The sequence below is a fragment of the Croceicoccus gelatinilyticus genome (genome assembly GCF_018398395.1).
Lineage (GTDB): Bacteria > Pseudomonadota > Alphaproteobacteria > Sphingomonadales > Sphingomonadaceae > Croceicoccus > Croceicoccus gelatinilyticus.
In genome coordinates, this window is record NZ_JAHCBF010000002.1 from 378,607 (window position 1) to 399,086 (window position 20,480).

The following is a 20,480-nucleotide window of genomic DNA, read 5'->3' on the forward strand; positions in this document are numbered from 1 at the left end:
GCAATGCCTGCGGCCCCTTTTTGCGTGCCTTTCGGCAAAGCGGCTGGATCAGCCCAGCTTCGCCTTCAGGATCTCGTTGACGACGGCGGGGTTACCCTGCCCCTTCATGGCCTTCATCGTCTGGCCGACGAAGAAGCCGAAGAGCTTGTCCTTGCCGCCGCGGTATTCCTCGACCTTGTCGGCGTTGTTCGCGAGAACCTCGTCCACCACCGCTTCGATCGCGCCGGTGTCGCTGTTCTGCTTGAGGCCTTCGGTCTCAGCGATTTCTTCCGGTTCGCGGCCGGTCTTGAGGACGATCTCGTAGATCTCCTTCGCCTGTCCACCCGACACGGTGCCCGCAGCCGAAAGCGCGATGATCCCTGCGTTCGCAGCGGTCGTGTCGTTCGCCTCGTCCGCATCCTCGGTCGCGTTCTTCACGCCCGGCGCGACCGAGAGGACCCAGTTCGCGACTTGCGTGGCGACATCGCTTTCGGATTTGCCGACCTTTGCAGCCGTGGCGGCAAGGATCGCCTCGTAACGCTGATAGACGTCGACGTCGGCGGTCAGCTGTCCGGCGTTATAGGCGGTCAGGCCAAGCTCGTTCTCGTACCGATGGCGCTTTGCATCGGGAAGTTCTGGCAGGCTTTCGCGGCAATCGGCCAGAAACGCATCGTCGAGTTCCAGCGGCAGCAGGTCCGGATCGGGGAAGTAGCGATAGTCGTGCGCGTCTTCCTTCGAACGCATCGTGCGCGTCGTGCCGGTGTCAGGATCGAACAGGCGGGTTTCCTGGTCCACCGTACCGCCATTCTCGATCACGTCGACCTGGCGGTTCGCCTCGTACTCGATGACCTGCATGACGAAGCGGACCGAGTTCACGTTCTTCGTCTCGGTACGCGTGCCGAACTCATCACCCGGCTTGCGGACCGACACGTTGACGTCGGCGCGCATGGAGCCTTCCTCCATGTTGCCGTCGCACGATCCGACATAGCGCAGGATCGAACGCAGCTTGCGCACGTAGGCACCTGCCTCTGCGGGCGAGCGCATGTCGGGCTTCGACACGATTTCCATCAGCGCGACGCCCGAACGGTTGAGATCGACGTAGCTCATGGTCGGGTGCTGATCGTGCATCAGCTTGCCCGCGTCCTGTTCGACGTGGATGCGTTCGACACCGATACGCTTGGTGTTTTCCGGGTCCTTGTCGTCCAGCGAAACGTCCAGATACCCCTCGCCCACCAGCGGGTGGTAGAGCTGGCTGATCTGGTAGCCCTGCGGAAGATCGGCGTAGAAGTAGTTCTTGCGGTCGAACCGGCTCCACTTGTTGATCTGCGCGTCGATCGCCATGCCGGTGCGGACGGCCTGACGGATGCATTCGCGGTTGGGCACGGGCAGCATCCCCGGCATCGCCGCGTCGACAAGGCTGACCTGCGTGTTCGGTTCGGCACCGAAAGCGGTGGCGGCGCCCGAAAACAGCTTGGCCTTCGAGGTGACCTGCGCGTGGACTTCGAGGCCGATCACGACCTCCCATTCGCCCGTCGCGCCCTGGATACGATATTCGCTCATCACTTCCACCATGCTTCGGGCTTGGCCGTGAACCCGGCGCGCTGTTCGATTGCGAGACCGGCGTTCAGCACGCCCTGCTCGTCAAAGGCCTTGCCGATGATCTGCAGGCCAAGCGGCAGGCCCTCGCTGTTGAGGCCCGCGGGCACGCTCATCGCCGGAAGTCCGGCCAGCGAGGCGGGCACGGCGAAGACGTCGTTGAGGTACATCGAGAGCGGATCGCTCGTCTTGTCGCCAAGCGCGAAGGCCGCGCTGGGGCACGTGGGGGCGAGGATCACGTCGCACTGCGACCATGCCTGTTCGAAGTCGCGGGCGATCAGCGCGCGGACCTTCTGGGCCTGGTTGTAGTAGGCGTCGTAGAAACCGGCGCTCAGAACATAAGTGCCGATCATGATGCGGCGCTTGACCTCGGGCCCGAAGCCGTCGGCGCGGGTCGCGGCGTACATGTCCTGCAGGCCAGCACCTTCGGGAAGGTCGCGAAGGCCGTAACGCACGCCGTCATAGCGCGCGAGGTTCGACGAAGCCTCTGCCGGAGCGATGATGTAGTAGGCGGGAAGCGCGTACTTCGTATGCGGCAGCGAGATGTCGACCACCTCTGCCCCCGCGTCCTTCAGCCACGCGATGCCGTCGTCCCAAGACTTGAGGATTTCGGGGTCCATCCCGTCCATCCGATATTCGCGCGGAATGCCGACCTTCTTGCCCTTCATGTCGGGGTTGAGGCCCGCTTCCCACTCGGGAACCGGCATGTCGAGCGAGGTCGAATCTTTCGGATCGAAACCCGCCATGGCCTCAAGCATGATCGCGCAGTCGGTGACGTCGCGCGCCATCGGGCCCGCCTGGTCGAGCGAGGAGGCAAAGGCCACCACGCCCCAGCGCGAGCAGCGGCCATAAGTCGGCTTGATGCCGGTGATGCCGGTGAAGGCCGCAGGCTGACGGATCGAGCCGCCGGTGTCGGTTCCGGTCGCTGCCGGGCACAGACGCGCCGAAACGGCAGAGGACGAACCACCCGAAGAACCGCCGGGGGCCAGATCGGCGTTACCGCCGTCCTTGCGCCGCCACGGGCTGATCACGTTGCCGAAATAGCTCGTCTCGTTCGACGAACCCATGGCGAACTGATCAAGGTTCAGCTTGCCCAGCATGCCAGCGCCCGCATCCCACAGCTTCTGCGACACGGTCGATTCGTACTGCGGCACAAAGCCTTCCAGCATGTGGCTGGCCGCCGTGGTCTGCACGCCGTTGGTGGCGAACAGGTCCTTCATGCCGATCGGCACGCCGCCCATCTTGCCAAGATCTTCGCCCTTGGCGCGCTTGGCATCGACGGCCTGCGCTGCCTCGACAGCCTTTTCGGGCGTCGCGACGATGAAGGCGTTGAGTTCGCTGGCCGCGGCGACATTGGCGTTGAACGCTTCTGCCACTTCGACGGCGGTGAAATCGCCGCCTGCAACACCCTTGCGGATGGCGGCGACGGTGAGTTCTGTAAGTTCGGTCATATTATTCGATCACCTTGGGCACGCCGAAGAAACCGTGTTCCGGCGCAGGAGCGTTGGCGAGGACCTTGTCGCGCACGCCGCCGCCGGTCAGCGGATCGGCGTCGACGACGTCGTCTCGCAGGCGGAGCGTATTGGGGATGACGGCCGTCATCGGCTCTACGCCGGTGACGTCTACTTCACCCAGTTGCTCCACCCAGCCCAGGATCTGGTTGAGTTCAGGGACCATCGCGTCGCACGCCGCGTCATCCATCCTGATGCGCGCCAGCGAGGCGATCTTGGCGACCGTTGCTTTATCGACAGACATGGCGCGCGGGTTAGCGCGCGCCCGTGTCCTTGCCAAGCGGGAGAGTGGGTCTTCACCCCTCTCCGACGCAAATTTATTCGGCCGGGGCGCCTTCGGGGGAACCGGGCATGCCGGGCATACCGCCGGGCATTCCGGGCATGCCGCCCATCTGCTGCATCTGGCGCTGCATTTCCTCAAGCTGTGCCTGAGTGCGGAAGTCGATCAGCTCGACCGTGAAATAGAGATCGCTGTTCGGCGGGATCGTGCCGCGGGTCTGCGCGCCGTAGCCAAGCTGCGAGGGGATGAAGACCTCGTAGCGGCCGCCCTTCTGCATCTTTACCAGCGCTTCGGTGAAGCCGGGGACGACGCCGTTCACGGGGAACGGCACGCGTTCGCCCGAATCGAAGACCGTGCCGTCGGCAAGGCGGCCTTCGTAATTGACGAGGACGATGTCCTCTTCAGCCGGGCTCGGCCCTTCGCCGGCCGACAGGGTGTCGACGGTAACGCCTTCGTAGCTGGTGGCCCAGGCGGCGCCGGCGGCCAGCAGGATCGCGACGATCACGCCCAGCCACAGCTTGCCGAGAATGCCCTTGCCGATCGGCTGCAGGGGAACGCGGGTGACTTCGGCCATGATCGTCCTCTTCGATTCGCCCGACTTGGGCGGTTAGGCAGGTACCGGGCAGCAAAAAGGGCGCCCGACAGGTGTCAGGCGCCCCTTTGGCTCAAGCAGAGGGGCGCGGCAAGTGCCTTTGCGCCCGCAATGCCATCAACGGCCGTTCTTAACGAACGCCGTCGCGTTCCATGCGCTTGCGCTCCAGCTTGCGAGCGCGGCGAACAGCAGCGGCCTTTTCACGGGCGCGCTTCTCGCTCGGCTTCTCGTAGTGGCGGCGCAGCTTCATTTCGCGATACACACCTTCCCGCTGCAGCTTCTTCTTGAGAGCGCGGAGGGCCTGGTCGACATTGTTATCGCGAACCATGATCTGCATAAAAAGCTTCTACCTCAATTTCCGTTATGGCGGCGGCAAGACCGGACAGATGGCTGCCGCACGCAATGAATATAAAATGCAAGAAGGCCGAATCCCCTCAACGTGAATCGGGGCGGAATCGGCCAGACCGGCGGCGCGGCTACCAGCCAAAGCTGTGAAAAGCAAGCGCGCAGGTACTTTCGAACGTTGCCTATATACCACAGTCAGCTACCCTTTCGCAAATTGCACCGGCCTTGTAAGGGGCGCCGATGATCCTTCCCAATGCCCTGCCTGCATCGCTTCTGGTCGCCCTTGGCGGCGGAACGGGTGCCCTGCTGCGCTTCCATCTGGGGCGCGTCGTGGGCAAGCTGTTCCCTGTCGCGGCCACCGCGTTCCCGTGGGCGACGCTTGTCGCCAACGTCATCGGCTCGCTTCTCATGGGGCTGCTGGCCGGATGGCTGGCGCGGCACGGGGCCGACAAGGGCATCGGCGCCGAAGGGTGGCGCCTGCTTCTGGGTGTCGGAATGCTGGGCGGGTTCACGACCTTTTCTTCTTTCAGCCTTGAAATCGTTCTGCTTTGGGAACGCGGCGCACCGGGCCTTGCCGCGATCTACGCGGGTGTCTCGCTGGCTGCGGGCATCGCCGGCCTGTTCCTCGGCCTTACCATCATGAGGATCGCCGCATGAGCGATAACGAATCCGAAGTCCGCCAGTTCATCGTCGCGCGCGACGATGACGGCGTGCGCCTGGACCGCTGGTTCAAGCGCCATCTGCCGCAGATCGGCTTTGCCACGATCAGCCGCTGGGCCCGCACCGGACAGGTCCGCGTCGACGGCAAGCGCGCCAAGCCTGAGGACAGGCTCGAATCGGGCCAGCAGATTCGCGTGCCCCCCGGCGGCGCTGCCCCGCACCGCGCGGCAAAACAGCGCGTCCCGCTGACCGAGGAAGAGCTGGACCAGGCCGATGCCATGCTGCTCCACCGCGACCGCGCGGCGATCGTGCTCAACAAGCCGCCGGGTCTTGCGACGCAGGGCGGCACGGGCACGAACGTCCATATCGACCGCCTGCTCGACGCCTACGTCAATTCCGAACGCGACCCGCGCCCGCGCCTTGTTCACCGGCTGGACAAGGATACCTCGGGCGTCCTGCTGACCGCGGCAACGCCGGGCAGCGCGGCGTTCTTTTCCAAGCGGTTCTCGGGCCGGTCGGCCAAGAAGATCTACTGGGCGCTTGTCGTCGGCGTTCCCGATATCGCGGCGGGCACGATCGACCTGCCGCTGGCGAAACAGCCGGGCACCGGCGGCGAGAAGATGATGCCGGACGAGGAAGGCCAGCCCGCCAAGACGCGCTACCGCGTGGTCGACCGCGCGGGCAATCGTGCCGCCTGGGTGGAGCTGGAACCGCTGACGGGCCGCACGCACCAGCTGCGCGTCCACCTTGCCGCCATCGGCCACCCCATCGTCGGTGATGGCAAATACGGCGGGCAGACCGCGTTCCTGACCGGTTCGATCAGCCGCAAGATGCACCTTCATGCGCGCCGCCTGATCATCGACCATCCCGACGGTGTCCCGCTGGATGTGACCGCGTCGCTGCCCGAACACTTCGCGGCCAGCATGGAGCAACTGGGCTTCGACGAGGCGATGAGCGATGCCGAGCCCGAAACCGGCCCGCCGCCGCTGACGCGCGAGGACAAGAAGCAGGCTGCCAAGCGCCATGCCAAGGACGTGCGCAAGGCCCGCCGTGGTGAGCGCCGGACCCGCACGACATCTGCGTCGCGCGCCAAGAGTGGGGGAAAGTCGGCTGGCGGCAAGCCGGGCGGCGCAAAATCGGGTAAGGCAGGGCCCAAGGGCAACCAGCGCGGCAAACCGCGCGGCGCCGGACCCGCCGGCAAGGGGCCTGCACGCAAGGGGCCGGCCAGCAAGGGATCGGGGAAAGGGCGTAAGTGAAGCGACTGGCGATCTTCGACTGTGACGGCACTCTCGTCGACGGGCAGGCAAACGTCTGCATCGCGATGGAAGAGGCTTTCGAAGCCACGGGTCGCACGCCCCCACCCCGCCCCCTGATCCGCCGCGCGGTCGGCCTCTCGCTGCCGCAAGCGATGGCGATGCTGCTGCCCGAAAGCACGGCGGAAGAGCAGGACGCACTGGCCGAGCGCTATCGCCTCGCCTTTCGCAGCCATCGTGAGGCGGGCAAGGTCTTCGAACCCCTGTTCGAGGGGATGGAGGACCTGCTGCGCCACTTGCACGACGCGGGCTGGACGCTGGCCGTAGCGACCGGCAAATCCGATCGCGGACTGGCCCATTGTCTTGCCGAACACGGCATCACCGAGCTTTTCGCCAGCCTGCAGACGGCAGACCGGCATCCGTCGAAACCCCACCCTTCGATGATCGAGCAGGTCTTGTCCGACACCGACCACACTGCTGAACAGGCAGTGATGATCGGCGATACGACTTTCGACATGGTCATGGCCGAAGCCGCAAGGGTCCGCCCGATCGGTGTCGACTGGGGCTATCACGGCGCGGACGAACTGGTGGCCAGCGGCGCGATCGGCGTCGCCTGCGACATCGACGAACTGCGCCGGATGCTGGAAGCCGAATGAGCAGCGAACGCGACCCTGCCGCTGCCAAGTGGGCCGCGATCCAGGCGATCCGCGTTTCCGGCATCGTGATCTTCATCTACGGTGTCGCCGCGGCCAGCGGGAAAGCCCCGTGGTTCAGCGGCGCGCCGACCGAATGGGCCTGGGCCCTTGCCCTTATCGGGGCAGGTGATGCCTTCCTGATGCCCCTCCTCCTCGCCCGTTTGTGGAGCAGCGACAGATAATGAAACGCTTCTACAAGGAAGTGACCACCGCCCCGGTCGAGGGCGGCTGGCAGGTCTTTCTCGATGGCCGGGCCATGAAGACACAGGGCGGCAAGCCGCAGGTCGTGCCGGCGGAGGCGCTGGCCGAAGTGATGGCTGCAGAATGGCGCGATCAGGGCGAAGACCTCGACCCCGCGACGTTCCCGATGCGCGACATGGTCGACTATGGCCTCGACGGCGTGGCCGAGAGCCCGGCCGAGGCGATCGACGCGATCGTGCCCTATGGCGATACCGATACGCTCTGCTACCGCGCCGACGAAGGCGATTCCCTGCGCCAGCGTCAGGACGAGGCGTGGGAGCCCTTGCTGGCCGCGGTCGAGGACGAGCATGGCGTGTCTTTCGCCCGCGCGGGCGGCGTGCTGCACGCCCCGCATCCTGAAGACACGCTGCCGAAATTGCGCGCCCACCTTGAGACGATGGACCCGCTGACGCTGGTCGCGGTGCAGAACATGGCAGCGCTGGCCAGTTCGCTATGCGTCGCACTCGCCGCGCTGAAGCCCGATGCCGATATCGACGACCTGTTTGGCCGAGCCAACCTCGAAGAGGACTGGCAGGCCAAGCAGTGGGGCTGGGACAACGATGCGCTTGCTCGCCGCGATGCGCGGCTGGCCGGTTTCAGGCTGGCGGCGAAGCTCGCGCAGCTAGTGCGCGCTTAGCCAGCACCCCAGCTTAGCCCGTAACCCAGGCGGCGACTTCGCCTGCCACGGCGTTGGCCGCTTCATTCAGCGCAGGGGCCACGAAAGCCGCCTCTGCCGGAAGCCCGTCCACCCGGTTCACGAACCGGCGCTGGCGCACTTTGCCGTCGGGCGAGACCGCGACCGCGTCAAAGATGATCGAGACCGACGACGAACGCGCGTCATAGCCTGCTTCGATGATGCGGCCGTAAAGGCGCGTGCGCACGGCAACGCCGGGATCTTCGCCGCTGATGACGAGGCGACCCGTATTGGCGCGGATCGTTTCGGCCAGAAGACCCTGGAACAGGCGCGCCGGGCGATCGATGTAAGTCGCGTCCTTGAGGTAGGCGACGCCCGAATCGCTGACCTGAACCGGCACGCGGTTCACGTCGAGACGGTCCTCGACCTCGGGTTCGAACACCATGATCGCGTCGGTTACTTCCCCGCTCGCCCCCGTACCCGCAGGGGCCATGGCGGTGGGACTGAACGTGATCAGCTGTTCGGGCACCTCGGTCTTGGGGCCGATGCTGACGCAGCCTGCCAGCAGCGCGAAAAGCGCCAGCGGGGCCATGATCTTGCGGGTCATCTGGTGGTCTCCGTTCACGGCTCGTACTCGGGCAGCTTCTGCCCGCCGATCAGGCCGCCTGCGCCGCCGTCGTCGATCTGTTCTGTGATGTTGCGAAGCGCGCGGGTCGTCGTGCGCAGATCGCGGATCGCGGCTTCGGCGGCAGGGATCGTCGATTCCGACAGCTGCTGCGCTGCCGGACGCGCGTCCTTCAGCGTGCCTTCAAGCTCGTTCGCCGCGCGTTCGGCCGCCGTCAGCGTATCGCGCATCTGGTCGGCCAGCGAAGCGCCCTCGCCGTTGATCAGCTGGTCGGTCGATGCCGCGACTTTCTGGAATTCGGCCAGCGTCATGTTCGCCTGCCGCAGCGTTGCCTGAAGCTCGCTCATCGTCGCCTCGACCTTGGGAGTCGCATCGGCCAGATCGCGCGTCATGCGGTTGGTGTTCGACAGGATACCCTCGATCGATTCCTGGTTCTTGTCGGACAGCACCATGGTCAGACGCTCGGTCAGGGTCGCCAGCCGCTCCATCAAGAGCGGCGCATTGGCGAGCAATTCGCCCAGCCCGCTTCGCTTGGTGGGAATGACGGGCACACCCTCGGGCCCGATCTTGGTCAGCAGCGGCGCATCCTTGTCGGTGCCTTCAAGCTGGATCGTCGAAACGCCGGTAAAGCTGCCCTGGATGAAGGCGGTGGTCAGCGTCGTCACCGGCACTTCGGCGTCGATGGAAATACGCACGCGCACGAACTGCGGATCCTTGGTCCACAATTCGATCCGCTTCACCTGCCCCACGGGAACGCCGGAGAACGCCACTTCCGATCCGCGGGCAAGGCCGCTGACCGACTGTTCGAAGAAGATGTCGTATTCCGCCTGCGAACCTTCGTTAAGGCGCGCGATCCAGATGATGAATGCAGCGAGGATCGCCAGCAGCGCCAGCGTTACCGCACCCACCCAGAGATGATTTGCCCGCGTTTCCATGCGCCCGGTCTATGCCCCGCCCTTGTTGTCTTTGTCCATCGTGCCGCTCATCGAACGGGTATGGGTCGCCTCGGCCGCGCGTCCGCGCGGGCCGTTGAAATATTCCTGTATCCACGGGTGATCCAGCGCCAGAAGCTCTGGAATCGTGCCCACGGCGATCACTTTCTTGTCGGCCAGCACTGCCACCCGGTCACAGATGGCGTGCAGCGTATCGAGATCGTGCGTGATCAGAAAAACGGTAAGTCCCAGCGTGTCCGCAAGTTCCCGGGTCAGCCGGTCGAACGCCGCCGCGCCGATCGGGTCGAGGCCTGCAGTGGGCTCATCCAGGAACAGCAGTTCGGGGTCGAGCGCCAGGGCGCGGGCAAGGCCGGCGCGCTTTTTCATGCCGCCCGAAAGTTCTGACGGATACTTGCTCGTCGCTTCTTCGGGCAGGCCAGACAGGCGCACCTTGTAACGGGCGATTTCCTGCCGCAACGCGTCCGACAGTTCGGGATAGAACTGCCGCAAGGGAACCTCGACGTTTTCCGCCACGGTCAGCGTGGAAAACAGCGCGCCGCCCTGAAACAGCACGCCCCAGCGGCTACGGATGTCGATATCCTCGTCTTCCTCGGCATCGGTGATCGACTGGCCGAGCACTTCGATGCTGCCTTCTGACGGGATCTGCAGCCCGATGATCGAACGCATCAGGACCGACTTGCCGGTACCCGACCCGCCGACGACGCCCAGAATCTCGCCCCGCTTTACCTTGAGCGAGAGATCGTCGTGCACGACCTGCGGGCCGAACTGATTGGTGATCCCCTCGACCACGATCGGGTATTCGCCGGTGAATTCGGGCGGCGTCGACTGCGCCTCGCTCTCGGCGCGTTCGATCAGCTCTTCTGCGCGTTCCGATCCCATCACGCCCACCCGATTTCGGTGAAGAACACGGCGAAGAAGGCGTCGAGCACGATGACCATGAAGATTGCCTGCACCACCGCCAGCGTCGTGCGAAGGCCGACTTCCTCGGCGTTTCCGGATACCTGCATGCCCTGATAGCAACCGCTCATCGCGACGATCAGGCCGAAGACGGGCGCCTTGACGAGGCCGACGTAAAGGTCGGTCATCGGCACGACTTCGCGGGTGCGCGACAGGAAAGTCCAGAACGGGATGTCGAGCGCGAAATTGGCAATGAAAGCGCCGCCGATAATGGCGATGACGGCCGAATAGAAACCCAGCAGCGGCATCATCAGCACCGCGGCAAGGATACGCGGGACGACCAGCCGCTCAATCGGGGAGACGCCGATGGTGCGCATCGCATCGACTTCTTCGGTCAGCTTCATCGTGCCGATCTGCGCGGCAAAGGCACTGCCCGAACGGCCCGCGACCATGATCGCGGTCATCAGCACGCCCAGTTCGCGCAAGGTGAGGCGGCCGGTCAGGTTGATCGTGTAGATCTCTGCCCCGAACTGCTGAAGCTGCACCGCGCCCTGTTGGGCAACGACGATGCCGATGAGGAAGCTCATCAACCCGATGATGCCGAGCGAGGACACGCCGACCAGTTCGATCTGGCGGATAAGGGCGAGGATCGGAAAGCGGCGCGGATGGCGGATCAGCGCGCCGAAAGCGACGATGGTGGTACCCAGAAAGCCCACCATGTCCTTCATGCCGACCAGCATCTCGCTGACCTTGATGCCCACGGCCTCTGGCACGCGTTCCATCAGGCGTGATCGCGGCGGCGTGATCGCGGCGGTGTTCTCTGCCGCCTTCACGGCCTCTATCAGTCGGGTCGCCTTGTCGCTGGCGCCCGTGACCTGCGCATCCATCCGCGTGGCAGAACGCCAGACAGTCCAAGCGCCGACGGTGTCGATCGCGGTAATGCCGGCGATGTCGATGGCGGCAATGTCGTCAAGTTCGCGCAGGCGCGTATCCAGCGGAGCGATACCGGCCACGGTCAGCGGCCCGCTGACCCGCAGGACAGGGCCGCTTTCCCCCTCAACCAATTCAAAATCCGCCCATTCGCGCATGATTGGCCTCATGGGCGAAAAAGGGCCGCCCTACAAGCGCCTGTGCGTGCCTCTGTCCCGCGCAAGGGCAATTGCGGCCCGCAGCCTCTTGCCCATCCCCTGTGGCGCTGGCAAAGGCCGAGCCATGAGCGAGACCAGCAACACGAATGCCGAAACCGGCACCGATACGCAGATGGCCAAGACCTTCGACCCGGCCGGGATCGAGGCGAAGTGGTTTGCCCATTGGGAAAGCGAAGGGCTGTTCCGCCCCGAACGCCCCGATGCGGCCCCCTTCACGATCGTGAACCCGCCGCCGAACGTCACCGGCAGCCTGCACATCGGCCACGCGCTGGACAACACGCTTCAGGACATCGTGATCCGGTACGAGCGCATGCGCGGCAAGGACGCGCTGTGGGTCGTGGGCACCGACCACGCGGGCATCGCAACGCAGATGGTGGTGGAGCGCAACCTCAACTCGCAAGGGATCAAGCGCACCGACATGACGCGCGAGCAGTTCCTCGAACATGTCTGGGAATGGAAGGGCCAGTCGGGCGGCACGATCACGCGCCAGCTGCGCCGCCTTGGCTGTTCGATGGACTGGAGCCGCGAGCAGTTCACCATGGACCCGCACTTCACGAAGGCCGTGCTCAAGGTCTTCGTCGATCTCTACAACAAGGGCCTCATCTACCGCGACAAGCGGCTGGTGAACTGGGACCCGGCGCTCAAGACCGCGATCTCCGACCTCGAGGTCGAGACCCGCGAGGTTCAGGGCGGCTTCTGGCACTTCCGATATCCGCTGGCGGACGGCGTTACGCTGGATAACGGTCAGGACTTTATCGAGGTCGCGACCACGCGCCCCGAAACGATGCTGGCCGACATGGCCGTGGCCGTGCACCCCGACGACGATCGCTACAAGTCGGTCATCGGCAAGGACATCCTCCAGCCGATCACGGGCCGCCGCTTCAAGGTCGTCGCCGACGAACACGCCGATCCCGAACTGGGTTCGGGCGCGGTGAAGATCACGCCGGGGCATGACTTCAACGACTTCGACGTCGGCAAGCGCGCCGGCATCGCGCCGGGCGAAATGCTCAACATGCTCGATGGCGATGCGCGCGTGGTGCAGACGGCTGACGGTCTGGTGCCCGAGAACTATCTCGGGCAGGACCGGTTCGAGGCGCGCGACATGGTCGTGGCCGAAATGAAGGCGCTCGGCTTCCTGATCCCGCACGTGGTGAAGGACAAGGAAGGCAACGAAACCGAACACGACGCCGAACCCCGCACGATCCAGACGCCTTATGGCGACCGTGGCGGCGTGGTCATCGAACCGTGGCTGACCGACCAGTGGTACGTCGATGCCGAGACTTTGGCGCAGCCGCCGATGCAGGCGGTGCGCGACGGGCGCATCGAGATCGTGCCCAAGACTTGGGAAAAGACCTTCTTCAACTGGATGGAAAACATCCAGCCGTGGTGCGTCTCGCGCCAGCTTTGGTGGGGGCACCAGATTCCGGCGTGGTATGCCGAGGACGGCGAAGTCTTCGTCGCCGAGAGCGAGGAAGAAGCGCAGGCACTGGCCGGCAACAAGTCGCTGGCCCGCGATCCCGACGTGCTCGACACGTGGTTCTCCTCCGCGCTCTGGCCTTTCGCCACGCTCGGCTGGCCCGACGATACGGCGCTCGTGAAGAAGCACTACCCGAACGACCTGCTCGTCTCCGGCTTCGACATCCTGTTCTTTTGGGACGCGCGCATGGCGATGCAAGGGATGGAGTTCATGGGCGAGGTTCCGTGGAAGAAGCTCTATCTCCATGGCCTCGTCCGTGCCGCTGACGGCGCGAAGATGTCGAAGTCCAAGGGCAACGTCGTCGACCCGCTCGGCCTCATCGACCAGTACGGCGCCGATGCGCTGCGCTTCTTCATGGCCGCCATGGAAAGCCAAGGCCGCGACGTGAAGATGGATGAAAAGCGCGTCGAGGGTTACCGCAACTTCGCCACCAAGCTGTGGAACGCGGCGCGCTTCTGCCAGTCCAATGGCATCGGCGCATCAGGCACGCTGGCGGCCCCTGCGGCGAGCAGCGCGGTCAACAAGTGGATCGTCGGCGAAGTCGTCGAAACCGCGGCCGAGCTCGACAAGGCGATGGCCGACCTGCGCTTCGATGCGGCAGCGAACATCACCTACCACTTCGTCTGGGACCAGTTCTGCGACTGGTACATCGAACTGGTGAAGGGCAACTTCGACGAGGAAACCAAGGCAGTCGCCGGCTGGGTGCTCGACCAGATCCTCGTCATGCTGCACCCGTTCATGCCGTTCATCACCGAGGAACTGTGGCACGCACAGGCCGCCGCCTCGGGCACGACGCGCCCGTATGAACTGATCGTCGCCAAGTGGCCCGAACCTGACGCCAGCGTCGATGCCGACGCCAAGGCCGAGGTCGAGTGGCTGATCGCTCTCACCTCCGCACTGCGCACAGCGAAGAACGAACTCGGCCTCGCGCCGGGTGCAAAGCTGGAGGCTTGGCTGACCAGCACGGCAGGGCCGGCACACGGCATCATTGAACGCAACTTCCCCGCGATCGACCGCGTGGCGCGGCTTTCCGCCGTCCACTTCGGCGAAGCGCCGGCAGGGGCCGCGATGCAGGTCAACGTGGGCGACGACATTTTCGTCGTCCCGCTCGAAGGCCTGATCGATGTCGAGGCCGAGAAGGCCCGCCTCACCAAGGCGCGCGAGGCTTCGATGAAGGAAGCCAAATCGCTCGAAGGCCGCCTGTCGAACCCCAAGTTCGTCGAGAAGGCCAAGCCCGAAGCGGTCGAAAAGGCCCGCGCAGACCACGCGCACCACGCCGCCGAAGTCGAACGGCTGGGCGCTGCATTGGCGCGGCTGGGCTAAGGGAAGATGTCTCTCACGCTCGCCACCGACGATACGGGCGGGCCGGAGATTTTCGCCTCGCTGCAAGGCGAAGGGCCGTCGGTCGGGCGGCCCGTCGCTTTCGTGCGGCTGTCGCGGTGCAACCTTGCCTGCCAGTGGTGCGACACGGCCTACACGTGGCGTTTCGAAGGCGACAACAGGCCGCACCGCGACGACGTGGCATTCGATCGCAAGGCCAATCAGGTCACACTGGACGAGGCTGACGTGGCGGAACGGATCGCCGCGCTGGGTCAGGACCGGCTCGTCATCACCGGCGGCGAGCCGCTGCTGCAAGGTTCGGCGCTGGCCAAGATGCTGGAGCATTTGCCCGACATACAGGTCGAGATCGAGACCAACGGCACGGTAAAGCCCCCTGCCCGCCTCGACGTGCGGGTGGACCAGTACAACGTCAGCCCGAAACTGGCGCATAGCGGCAACCCTGCCGACCTCGCTCTCATCCCCGGGATGCTCGACTTCTGGGCGGATGATCCGCGCGCCTTCCTGAAATTCGTGGTGGCGAGCCCCAGCGATCTGGACGAGGTCACGGCGCTGATCGAAAAGCATCGGCACCCCCGGGACCGCGTCTATGTCATGCCCGAAGGCACCGACAGTTCGACCCTGCGGGAACGTGAGGCATGGCTGTCCGCCGCAGCGCTGGAACGCGGCCTCAGGATGACCGACCGGTTGCACATCCATCTCTATGGCGACACGCGGGGCACCTGATGCCCCTCACCCGCGCCGAAATCTCTGCCATTGCCCATAGCGACCACCCCGTCGCCTGCCCGTTGTTCGAAAGCACGGTCGAGATGCTGGTCGAAAAGCTGGCTTTGACAGCGGGGGCACGTGTGCTCGATATCGGCTGCGGGCCCGGTGTCTGGCTTGATTTCGTGACGCGCGGTCGCCGTGTGGATGCAACCGGCGTCGATCTTGCCGCCCCGTCACTTCAGATGGCGCAAGCGCGGCTGGAAGGACGCGGGGCAGCCCTGATCGAACAAGATGCACGCAGCTTCCTTGACGCCGGCCCGCCTGCCTTCGACGCCATCCTGTGCAACGGATCCAGCCACGCGCTGGGCGGTTTCCAGCCGATGCTCGCGGCGATACGCAATTCGCTGATGTCCGGCGGCAAGGCGCTGGTGTCCGATGGTTTCTGGACAGTTCCGCCCACGCCCGAGGCTCTCGCCGCACTGGACGGGACCGAGGACGAATTCCCCGATCTCGCCGGATTGAAACACCGGGCCGAAGCGGCCGGGTTCGCAATCGAGAAGTGTCACGTAAGCACTGCCGAAGAGTGGGATGACTACGAAGAAAGCTGGTGCGGCGCGTTGGAACGCCATGCTGATGAGCAGGCGATGAGCGACGCGGACCGAAAAACGATCCGCGAAACTGCGGCCAGCCACCGCGCCGCCTACGAGGACGGCTATCGCAACGTGCTGGGATTTGCTGCGCTCATTCTGCGGGCCGTCTGAAAGCCAAACGGGTACCGCCCAAAACAAAAGCGGCGCCCTTCACGTGAAGGGCGCCGCCATGTCGTCAGTTCGGCACCAGGTGCCGGACCGTGTGCTTATTCAGCAGCGTCGACCATGTCTTCGGCTTCGTCGCCAGCTTCGCCCATTGCGTCGGCTTCGGCGTCAAGAGCTTCTTCAGCTGCTTCGTCGCCCTGTGCTTCGGCAAGGTCAGCCTGCTCTTCAAGCAGGTCTTCCTGCGATTCGTAGGCCTGTTCGGTCACATCTTCCTGAGCTTCCTGTTCGCTTTCAGCGCAAGCGCCCAGAGCAAGGAAAGCAGCAGCCGATGCGGCGAGAGTCACGGTCTTGAACTTCATCAATATTCCCCTTCAAGGTGCCGGTATTGGCAGTCACGCACGCGGCAAGCAGATTCCCACTTCACCCCGCGCAGGTTAGTGCCCCAACGATCATCTCGCGCAGATGTTTCGCAACTTCCGAAATTTTTTTGCCGGAAGCGTTTTAAGGACCTGATTGCCACCGGCCGCGCTGGGCTTATCCCGAAGTGTCGAACATGGCAGTCGCGATGACCTGCACACGGTCCACCCTCTGCCCGGGCGAATCCGCACGGCTCACCACCATCGAAAAACGGGCATCCTCGCGGTTTTTAAAGGTCGTCGAGACCATGTCACCATGCCGGTCATCATCCATCTTCTCCCACCGGAGAAGGAACTCGTCGCCGCTCAGGACGGTCTCGACAAAGGGTTGCAGATCGCTGCCGCCGCCGCCGGTGATGTGACACATCGGAAGCCGGTCGGACACGACGAGGATGAAGCCTGCATCATCAGTCGAGTTGATCCGCCAGTAGTGGTTGCCCGCGCGCAACCCTTCGGGAGGAAGTGCAGCTTCGTTGACCGATTTGACCAGCCCCATGCGATTGCCAAGCCCGACCGTGGCAACGAACGGCTCCACGCCATCGGCCCAGCTTGCCGGATTGAGAACCCATTCCTCGCAACCACGAAGCGAACCGGCAAAACCCTGCTCCAGCGGTGCTTCAGCTTGTGCCGGAACTGCCAGAGCAAGCCCCACGAATGCGGCGCCAATGCGTTTAATCATCTATAATCCCTCGACTACTTGCCCGGACGTTAGGAGAGAGACCAGATTTCCGCCACGCCAATCTTCACGGGGCCAAACCTTCCTCATGCGATGTCGGGCGGACGCTACAGATGTCGGGAGAAAGCGTTTTCCTACACCACCTCACACCGCCATGATGCGCTCTGTTCTTTGCCATCGTCGGATCGCGGCCCACCTGTCATCCTGATCGGACAGGCCGAACTCACGGGTTTCAGCAGGATTTCAGGGAACATGCAGGGTGACAGGGTGTAACCTTTGTCACCCACTGCCAACATCCGTTCGGGGGCTGCGGGTCGAACGTACGATCAGAAACAGCCGACGTTCGCCTCCCATGCATCCCATGCCCGCTGCCCATAGGCGCGATAGCCAGCAAGGCCCATCTCGCCCAGTTTCACCGCAAGGTCTTCGGAAAATTCGCCGCTTTTGTCGCAATAGAGGCTGTTCGATCCAGCGGTCGAAAACTTCATCTTGTGCGCCAGTTCGCAGCCAGCGCCGAAAGCCTTGATCGCATCACCAAGGTCATCTCTCGAATTGCCGATCTGCAGCCGCTCGCCAGTCTTGCGGCAGGCGAGTAATTCATCGCCCTTCCACACGATCTGCTTGGGAGGCGCAGGCGGAGCGGACTTCCTGCCAACCGGTACTGCCTTTCGGGTCACTCCGGAGGCGGAGGGCGCGTCGGTCGAAGGCGTGCCCGCCGATGTCTCTTCCTGGGCAGGTTGCGGGGCCTGTTTCGCCATGCTCTCGCGCAGCTTCTGGCGATAGCCTTGTTCGAACGCCTCGTTCTGGCGCGCCTGAAGCTCGGCCTCGCGCTGCATCGCGTCGCGCTGGGCGAAGAGGTCTCCCATCATCTGTTCGTCACTTTGCCGCTTGCGCTCGGCCTCGATCCGTGAGGCAGCGGCCTGACGGGCCAAACGGTCCGAAAGTTCGCGATTTGCCGCTGCGATCTCGGCCTTGCTGCGCGCCACTGCGGCCTTCTCCCTTTCGGTCTGGGCCCACATCCTCTCGTCCTGCTGTTTTTCGACCTGCTTCGGCGTCAGGCCGTTGCTGTCGAGCGCGTCAAGCGGGGCGCCAGCCGCCTCGATCCTCGTGCTGAGCGACGAGAAGAAGCCGTAGCTGCCGTGATAGCCGTATCTGCCGAATTGCAGATAGGCCGAGTAGTGATGCGCTGCCGTGGCAAGACCTCTGCTGACGTAGTGATGAAACGTGCCGGTATAGTTGCGCGTCGTCTGCGTCAGGGCGAGATTGTAGGGGTTGAGGATGATCTCGAAAATCTCATCCCGATCGGTCATCACGGCCAGCATCATGATGTCCTGCATGGCAATGCCATCGATGCTGTCCTGCTCGAACGCTCCGGCATCGGCCATCTGGCGAAGACGCGGAAGATCCTGCGCATCGAGCGCGGCCTTGACGTCTGCGAAGCTGATCGATGCGGCGGCCGTGGCGCTGGGCAGGCCGCCGGGTCCGTTCTGCGCGGCAGCGGGAGTTGCCGATACTGCCTGCGCCACGAGAAGTGCCATTGCAGCACCTGTCGCAAGGCCCCTGCCAGGATCGCCTCTTCGCGCCTTGAAGCTGAATCGTGAATTTCGCATGCGCCCCCGCCTTGCCGCAAATTGTCAGGCCGACGGGTCTGCCCACTGACTGACCCCAAGCCAAGGGCAAAAGCCAGCAATTCCAGATATTTCAGGAATTGTCAGGATTGGCCGGGCGCTCCTCGCCAACCGGAGCGCGAGGCGACACCGGAAAGCAAGGAAACCAAGGGGGCAGATGCCCCGCCCGGCATTTTTGGATCTAAGCGGCCAGCGGCAGCATCAACGATGCTGTGCGCGCCAGCGGGTGACGATGCGCTCGACGGCTTCTTCCTCGCCGCCGGTCTCGTTCCAAAGCTCGCTAAAGCTCGGGTCTTCGGATGCCGGACGCTTGCGTTCTTCAAGGTCGTCGAACGTCACGCGCATCGGGATCGCCGTACCTTCGCCGCAGACGATGCATTCGCGGTTGCGAAGCGCCGGGATGGTGTCGAGGAAGCCGCGCGCGCCTTCGGGCATGGCCGCTTTCACGAAGTCCTGGTCGCGTTCGTTATTGAGACGCATCGAAAGGATGGTGCCGCACTGGGAAAGCACGCCTTCGGCAAGGTCCGACGGACGCTGCGTGATGAGGCCCAGCGAGATACCGTATTTACGGCCTTCCTTGGCGATACGCGACAGGATGCGGCCCACGCTCGACCTGTCGGCGTTCTTCTCGTTCGGCACGTAACGGTGCGCTTCTTCGCAGACCAGCAGGATCGGGCGCGTTTTTTCGTCGCGGCCCCAGATCGCGAAGTCGAACACCATGCGCGACAGCAGGGCGACCACGGTGCTGGTGATTTCCGACGGCACACCCGACACGTCGACGATCGAGATCGGCGAACCGTTGCCCGGCAGGCGGAACAGGCGCTGGATGACTTCCTGCATCGTGTCGGCAACCAGCATGCCTGAGAACATGAACTGGTAGCGCGGGTCGGCCTTGATCTCGTCAATCTTGGTCTTCACGCGCAGGAACGGGGCGGTGTTGGTCGCCTTGTCGAGCTTGCCCATCTCGTCCTGGATCGCACCGGTCAGATCCGACAGCAGGTAGGGAATGGGCGAATCGACGGTGAGGCGGCTCATGCCTTCGGCCATGCGGTTCTTCGAACGCGCCTTCAGCAGACACTTCGACAGGATGTCCATGTCGGCCTGACGGTCGCTGCCTTCGTTGGTGATGAAGACTTCGCAGTGTTCCTCGAAGTTCATTAGCCAGTACGGCACCTTGAGGTTGCCGACGTCGAAGATCTGGCCCGTCCCGCGGAAAGCGGCGGAATATTCGCCGTGGGGGTCGACCATCAGGATGTGGCCTTCGGGCGCAGCCTCGCAGATGCGGTGCAGGATCAGCGCGGCGCTGGTCGACTTACCGGTACCGGTCGAGCCCAGCAGCGCGAAGTGCTTGCCCAGCATGGCGTCGATATAGAGACCGGCGCGGATTTCCTTGGTCGGGAAGACTTTGCCGATCTGGATGTTGGAACGACCGTCCGAGGCGTAGACCTGGGCCAAGTCGGCGTTGGTCGCGGCGAACACTTCTGCACCCGGCACCGGGTAGTGCGTGATACCGCGGGTGAAGTTGCGGATGCGGCCAGTCAGCTTTTCTTCAGACCCTTCGCCGAGGAAGTCGATTTCCGCGATGATCTCGCCCGTCGCGCGGTCCAGCGTCTGGGTGCGGACCGAAGCGAGAAGCCAGACTTTGCCGACGCGGACCTTGATCTGCGACCCGACGAGGCCGGCAAGCTGGACCGAAGGATCGGCATCCTGCTGACATTCGACAAGGCGCTGTGCGTTGAGGCGGGCCTGCGACGAGGAACCGGCGATCTGCAGCACTTCGCCGATGGCCTTGTGCGATTCGGAACGGCGGTTTTCCGGCTCTTCCTCGTGCTCGTCATCGTCGTGCGAAGCGGCCTGTTCCTCCGGTTCGGGGTCAGGCTCGGGAGTGCGGGCGACTGGCGCGGGGGCCGGCGGTGCGGGCGGAAGCTCGTCACGCGGTTGGGGAGCAGGCGCATCGAAAGCGGGTTCGCGCGCCGTGAAATCGCTGGGCGGAAAGTCACTGGGCGGCGCAGGCGGCGTGACGGGGCGTTCAACCGGACTTTCAACGGGTGCCTCTGCCTTTACCGGCTCGGGC

20 protein-coding genes and 1 pseudogene are annotated in these 20,480 nt (G+C 64.3%); 8 read left to right on the forward strand and 13 right to left on the reverse strand.

Annotation, left to right across the window (positions count from 1 at the left end; translation table 11 throughout):
- Nucleotides 1–48: 48 nt before the first annotated feature.
- From gatB to rpsU, 5 genes are all read right to left on the reverse strand, one after another.
- Nucleotides 49–1,539, reverse strand: a complete 1,491-nt coding sequence (gene gatB / locus KIH45_RS05620) for an Asp-tRNA(Asn)/Glu-tRNA(Gln) amidotransferase subunit GatB (RefSeq protein WP_213175024.1) — start codon at nt 1,537–1,539, stop codon at nt 49–51.
- Entirely contained in the window at nt 1,539–3,026 is a 1,488-nt protein-coding gene (gene gatA, locus KIH45_RS05625) for an Asp-tRNA(Asn)/Glu-tRNA(Gln) amidotransferase subunit GatA (protein WP_213175025.1), read from the reverse strand. The genes gatB and gatA overlap by 1 nt, the downstream gene beginning before the upstream one ends.
- A 1-nt stretch (nt 3,027) precedes the next feature.
- Nucleotides 3,028–3,330: an Asp-tRNA(Asn)/Glu-tRNA(Gln) amidotransferase subunit GatC gene (gatC, locus tag KIH45_RS05630; RefSeq protein ID WP_066766383.1), complete on the reverse strand. Its 303-nt coding sequence runs from the start codon at nt 3,328–3,330 to the stop codon at nt 3,028–3,030.
- A gap of 73 nt (nt 3,331–3,403) precedes the next feature.
- Nucleotides 3,404–3,940 (reverse strand): FKBP-type peptidyl-prolyl cis-trans isomerase, encoded by a 537-nt coding sequence (locus KIH45_RS05635; protein WP_213175026.1) that lies wholly within the window; start codon nt 3,938–3,940, stop codon nt 3,404–3,406.
- 148 nt (nt 3,941–4,088) lie between these two features.
- On the reverse strand, nt 4,089–4,295 hold the full coding sequence (rpsU, locus tag KIH45_RS05640) for a 30S ribosomal protein S21 (protein WP_066766390.1): 207 nt from the start codon (nt 4,293–4,295) through the stop codon (nt 4,089–4,091).
- Nucleotides 4,296–4,543: 248 nt separating this feature from the next.
- On the opposite strand from rpsU, the gene crcB reads away from it, so the two are divergent.
- From crcB to KIH45_RS05665, 5 genes are read left to right on the forward strand one after another with little or no spacing between them, the layout of a single operon-like run.
- Nucleotides 4,544–4,960 carry a fluoride efflux transporter CrcB gene (gene crcB / locus KIH45_RS05645; RefSeq protein ID WP_213175027.1) on the forward strand — a complete coding sequence of 139 codons (417 nt, stop codon included), beginning with the start codon at nt 4,544–4,546 and terminating at the stop codon, nt 4,958–4,960.
- Complete coding sequence (locus KIH45_RS05650) at nt 4,957–6,219, forward strand: RluA family pseudouridine synthase (protein WP_213175028.1); 1,263 nt, start codon at nt 4,957–4,959, stop codon at nt 6,217–6,219. The genes crcB and KIH45_RS05650 overlap by 4 nt, the downstream gene beginning before the upstream one ends.
- Nucleotides 6,216–6,872: an HAD-IA family hydrolase gene (locus KIH45_RS05655; protein WP_213175029.1), complete on the forward strand. Its 657-nt coding sequence runs from the start codon at nt 6,216–6,218 to the stop codon at nt 6,870–6,872. Before KIH45_RS05650 ends, KIH45_RS05655 begins: the two co-directional genes overlap by 4 nt.
- Nucleotides 6,869–7,093 carry a hypothetical protein gene (locus tag KIH45_RS05660; RefSeq protein ID WP_213175030.1) on the forward strand — a complete coding sequence of 75 codons (225 nt, stop codon included), beginning with the start codon at nt 6,869–6,871 and terminating at the stop codon, nt 7,091–7,093. Before KIH45_RS05655 ends, KIH45_RS05660 begins: the two co-directional genes overlap by 4 nt.
- Nucleotides 7,093–7,788, forward strand: a complete 696-nt coding sequence (locus tag KIH45_RS05665) for an ATP12 family chaperone protein (protein ID WP_213175031.1) — start codon at nt 7,093–7,095, stop codon at nt 7,786–7,788. The genes KIH45_RS05660 and KIH45_RS05665 overlap by 1 nt, the downstream gene beginning before the upstream one ends.
- A 13-nt stretch (nt 7,789–7,801) precedes the next feature.
- Here the strand turns inward: KIH45_RS05665 and KIH45_RS05670 are convergent, their stop codons facing one another.
- From KIH45_RS05670 to KIH45_RS05685, 4 genes are read right to left on the reverse strand one after another with little or no spacing between them, the layout of a single operon-like run.
- Entirely contained in the window at nt 7,802–8,392 is a 591-nt protein-coding gene (locus tag KIH45_RS05670) for an ABC-type transport auxiliary lipoprotein family protein (protein ID WP_213175032.1), read from the reverse strand.
- A 14-nt stretch (nt 8,393–8,406) separates the two neighbouring features.
- On the reverse strand, nt 8,407–9,345 hold the full coding sequence (locus KIH45_RS05675) for an MlaD family protein (protein WP_213175033.1): 939 nt from the start codon (nt 9,343–9,345) through the stop codon (nt 8,407–8,409).
- A 9-nt stretch (nt 9,346–9,354) separates the two neighbouring features.
- Nucleotides 9,355–10,242 carry an ABC transporter ATP-binding protein gene (locus KIH45_RS05680; protein WP_213175034.1) on the reverse strand — a complete coding sequence of 296 codons (888 nt, stop codon included), beginning with the start codon at nt 10,240–10,242 and terminating at the stop codon, nt 9,355–9,357.
- Nucleotides 10,242–11,348 (reverse strand): ABC transporter permease, encoded by a 1,107-nt coding sequence (locus tag KIH45_RS05685; RefSeq protein WP_213175370.1) that lies wholly within the window; start codon nt 11,346–11,348, stop codon nt 10,242–10,244. Before KIH45_RS05685 ends, KIH45_RS05680 begins: the two co-directional genes overlap by 1 nt.
- Before the next feature lie 124 nt (nt 11,349–11,472).
- Here KIH45_RS05685 and KIH45_RS05690 point away from each other — a divergent pair, with 124 nt between their 5' ends.
- The 3 genes from KIH45_RS05690 to KIH45_RS05700 are packed head-to-tail and all read left to right on the forward strand — an operon-like array spanning nt 11,473 to nt 15,692.
- Nucleotides 11,473–14,208 carry a valine--tRNA ligase gene (locus KIH45_RS05690; RefSeq protein WP_213175035.1) on the forward strand — a complete coding sequence of 912 codons (2,736 nt, stop codon included), beginning with the start codon at nt 11,473–11,475 and terminating at the stop codon, nt 14,206–14,208.
- A gap of 6 nt (nt 14,209–14,214) precedes the next feature.
- Complete coding sequence (locus KIH45_RS05695) at nt 14,215–14,949, forward strand: 7-carboxy-7-deazaguanine synthase QueE (RefSeq protein WP_213175036.1); 735 nt, start codon at nt 14,215–14,217, stop codon at nt 14,947–14,949.
- Nucleotides 14,949–15,692: an SAM-dependent methyltransferase gene (locus tag KIH45_RS05700; protein WP_213175037.1), complete on the forward strand. Its 744-nt coding sequence runs from the start codon at nt 14,949–14,951 to the stop codon at nt 15,690–15,692. The genes KIH45_RS05695 and KIH45_RS05700 overlap by 1 nt, the downstream gene beginning before the upstream one ends.
- A gap of 95 nt (nt 15,693–15,787) precedes the next feature.
- On the opposite strand, the gene KIH45_RS05705 is transcribed toward KIH45_RS05700, so the two are convergent.
- The 4 genes and pseudogenes from KIH45_RS05705 to KIH45_RS05720 form a co-directional block, all read right to left on the reverse strand.
- Nucleotides 15,788–16,045: a hypothetical protein gene (locus KIH45_RS05705; protein WP_213175038.1), complete on the reverse strand. Its 258-nt coding sequence runs from the start codon at nt 16,043–16,045 to the stop codon at nt 15,788–15,790.
- A 175-nt stretch (nt 16,046–16,220) separates the two neighbouring features.
- Nucleotides 16,221–16,781, reverse strand: coding sequence for a hypothetical protein (locus KIH45_RS05710; protein ID WP_213175039.1), 561 nt, complete (start codon nt 16,779–16,781; stop codon nt 16,221–16,223).
- Nucleotides 16,782–17,104: 323 nt separating this feature from the next.
- Nucleotides 17,105–18,316: a hypothetical protein gene (locus tag KIH45_RS05715; RefSeq protein ID WP_213175040.1), complete on the reverse strand. Its 1,212-nt coding sequence runs from the start codon at nt 18,314–18,316 to the stop codon at nt 17,105–17,107.
- Between the two features lie 291 nt (nt 18,317–18,607).
- Nucleotides 18,608–20,200 (reverse strand): annotated as a pseudogene (locus KIH45_RS05720) (ATP-binding protein); the annotation flags it as partial.
- Nucleotides 20,201–20,480 lie beyond the last annotated feature (280 nt).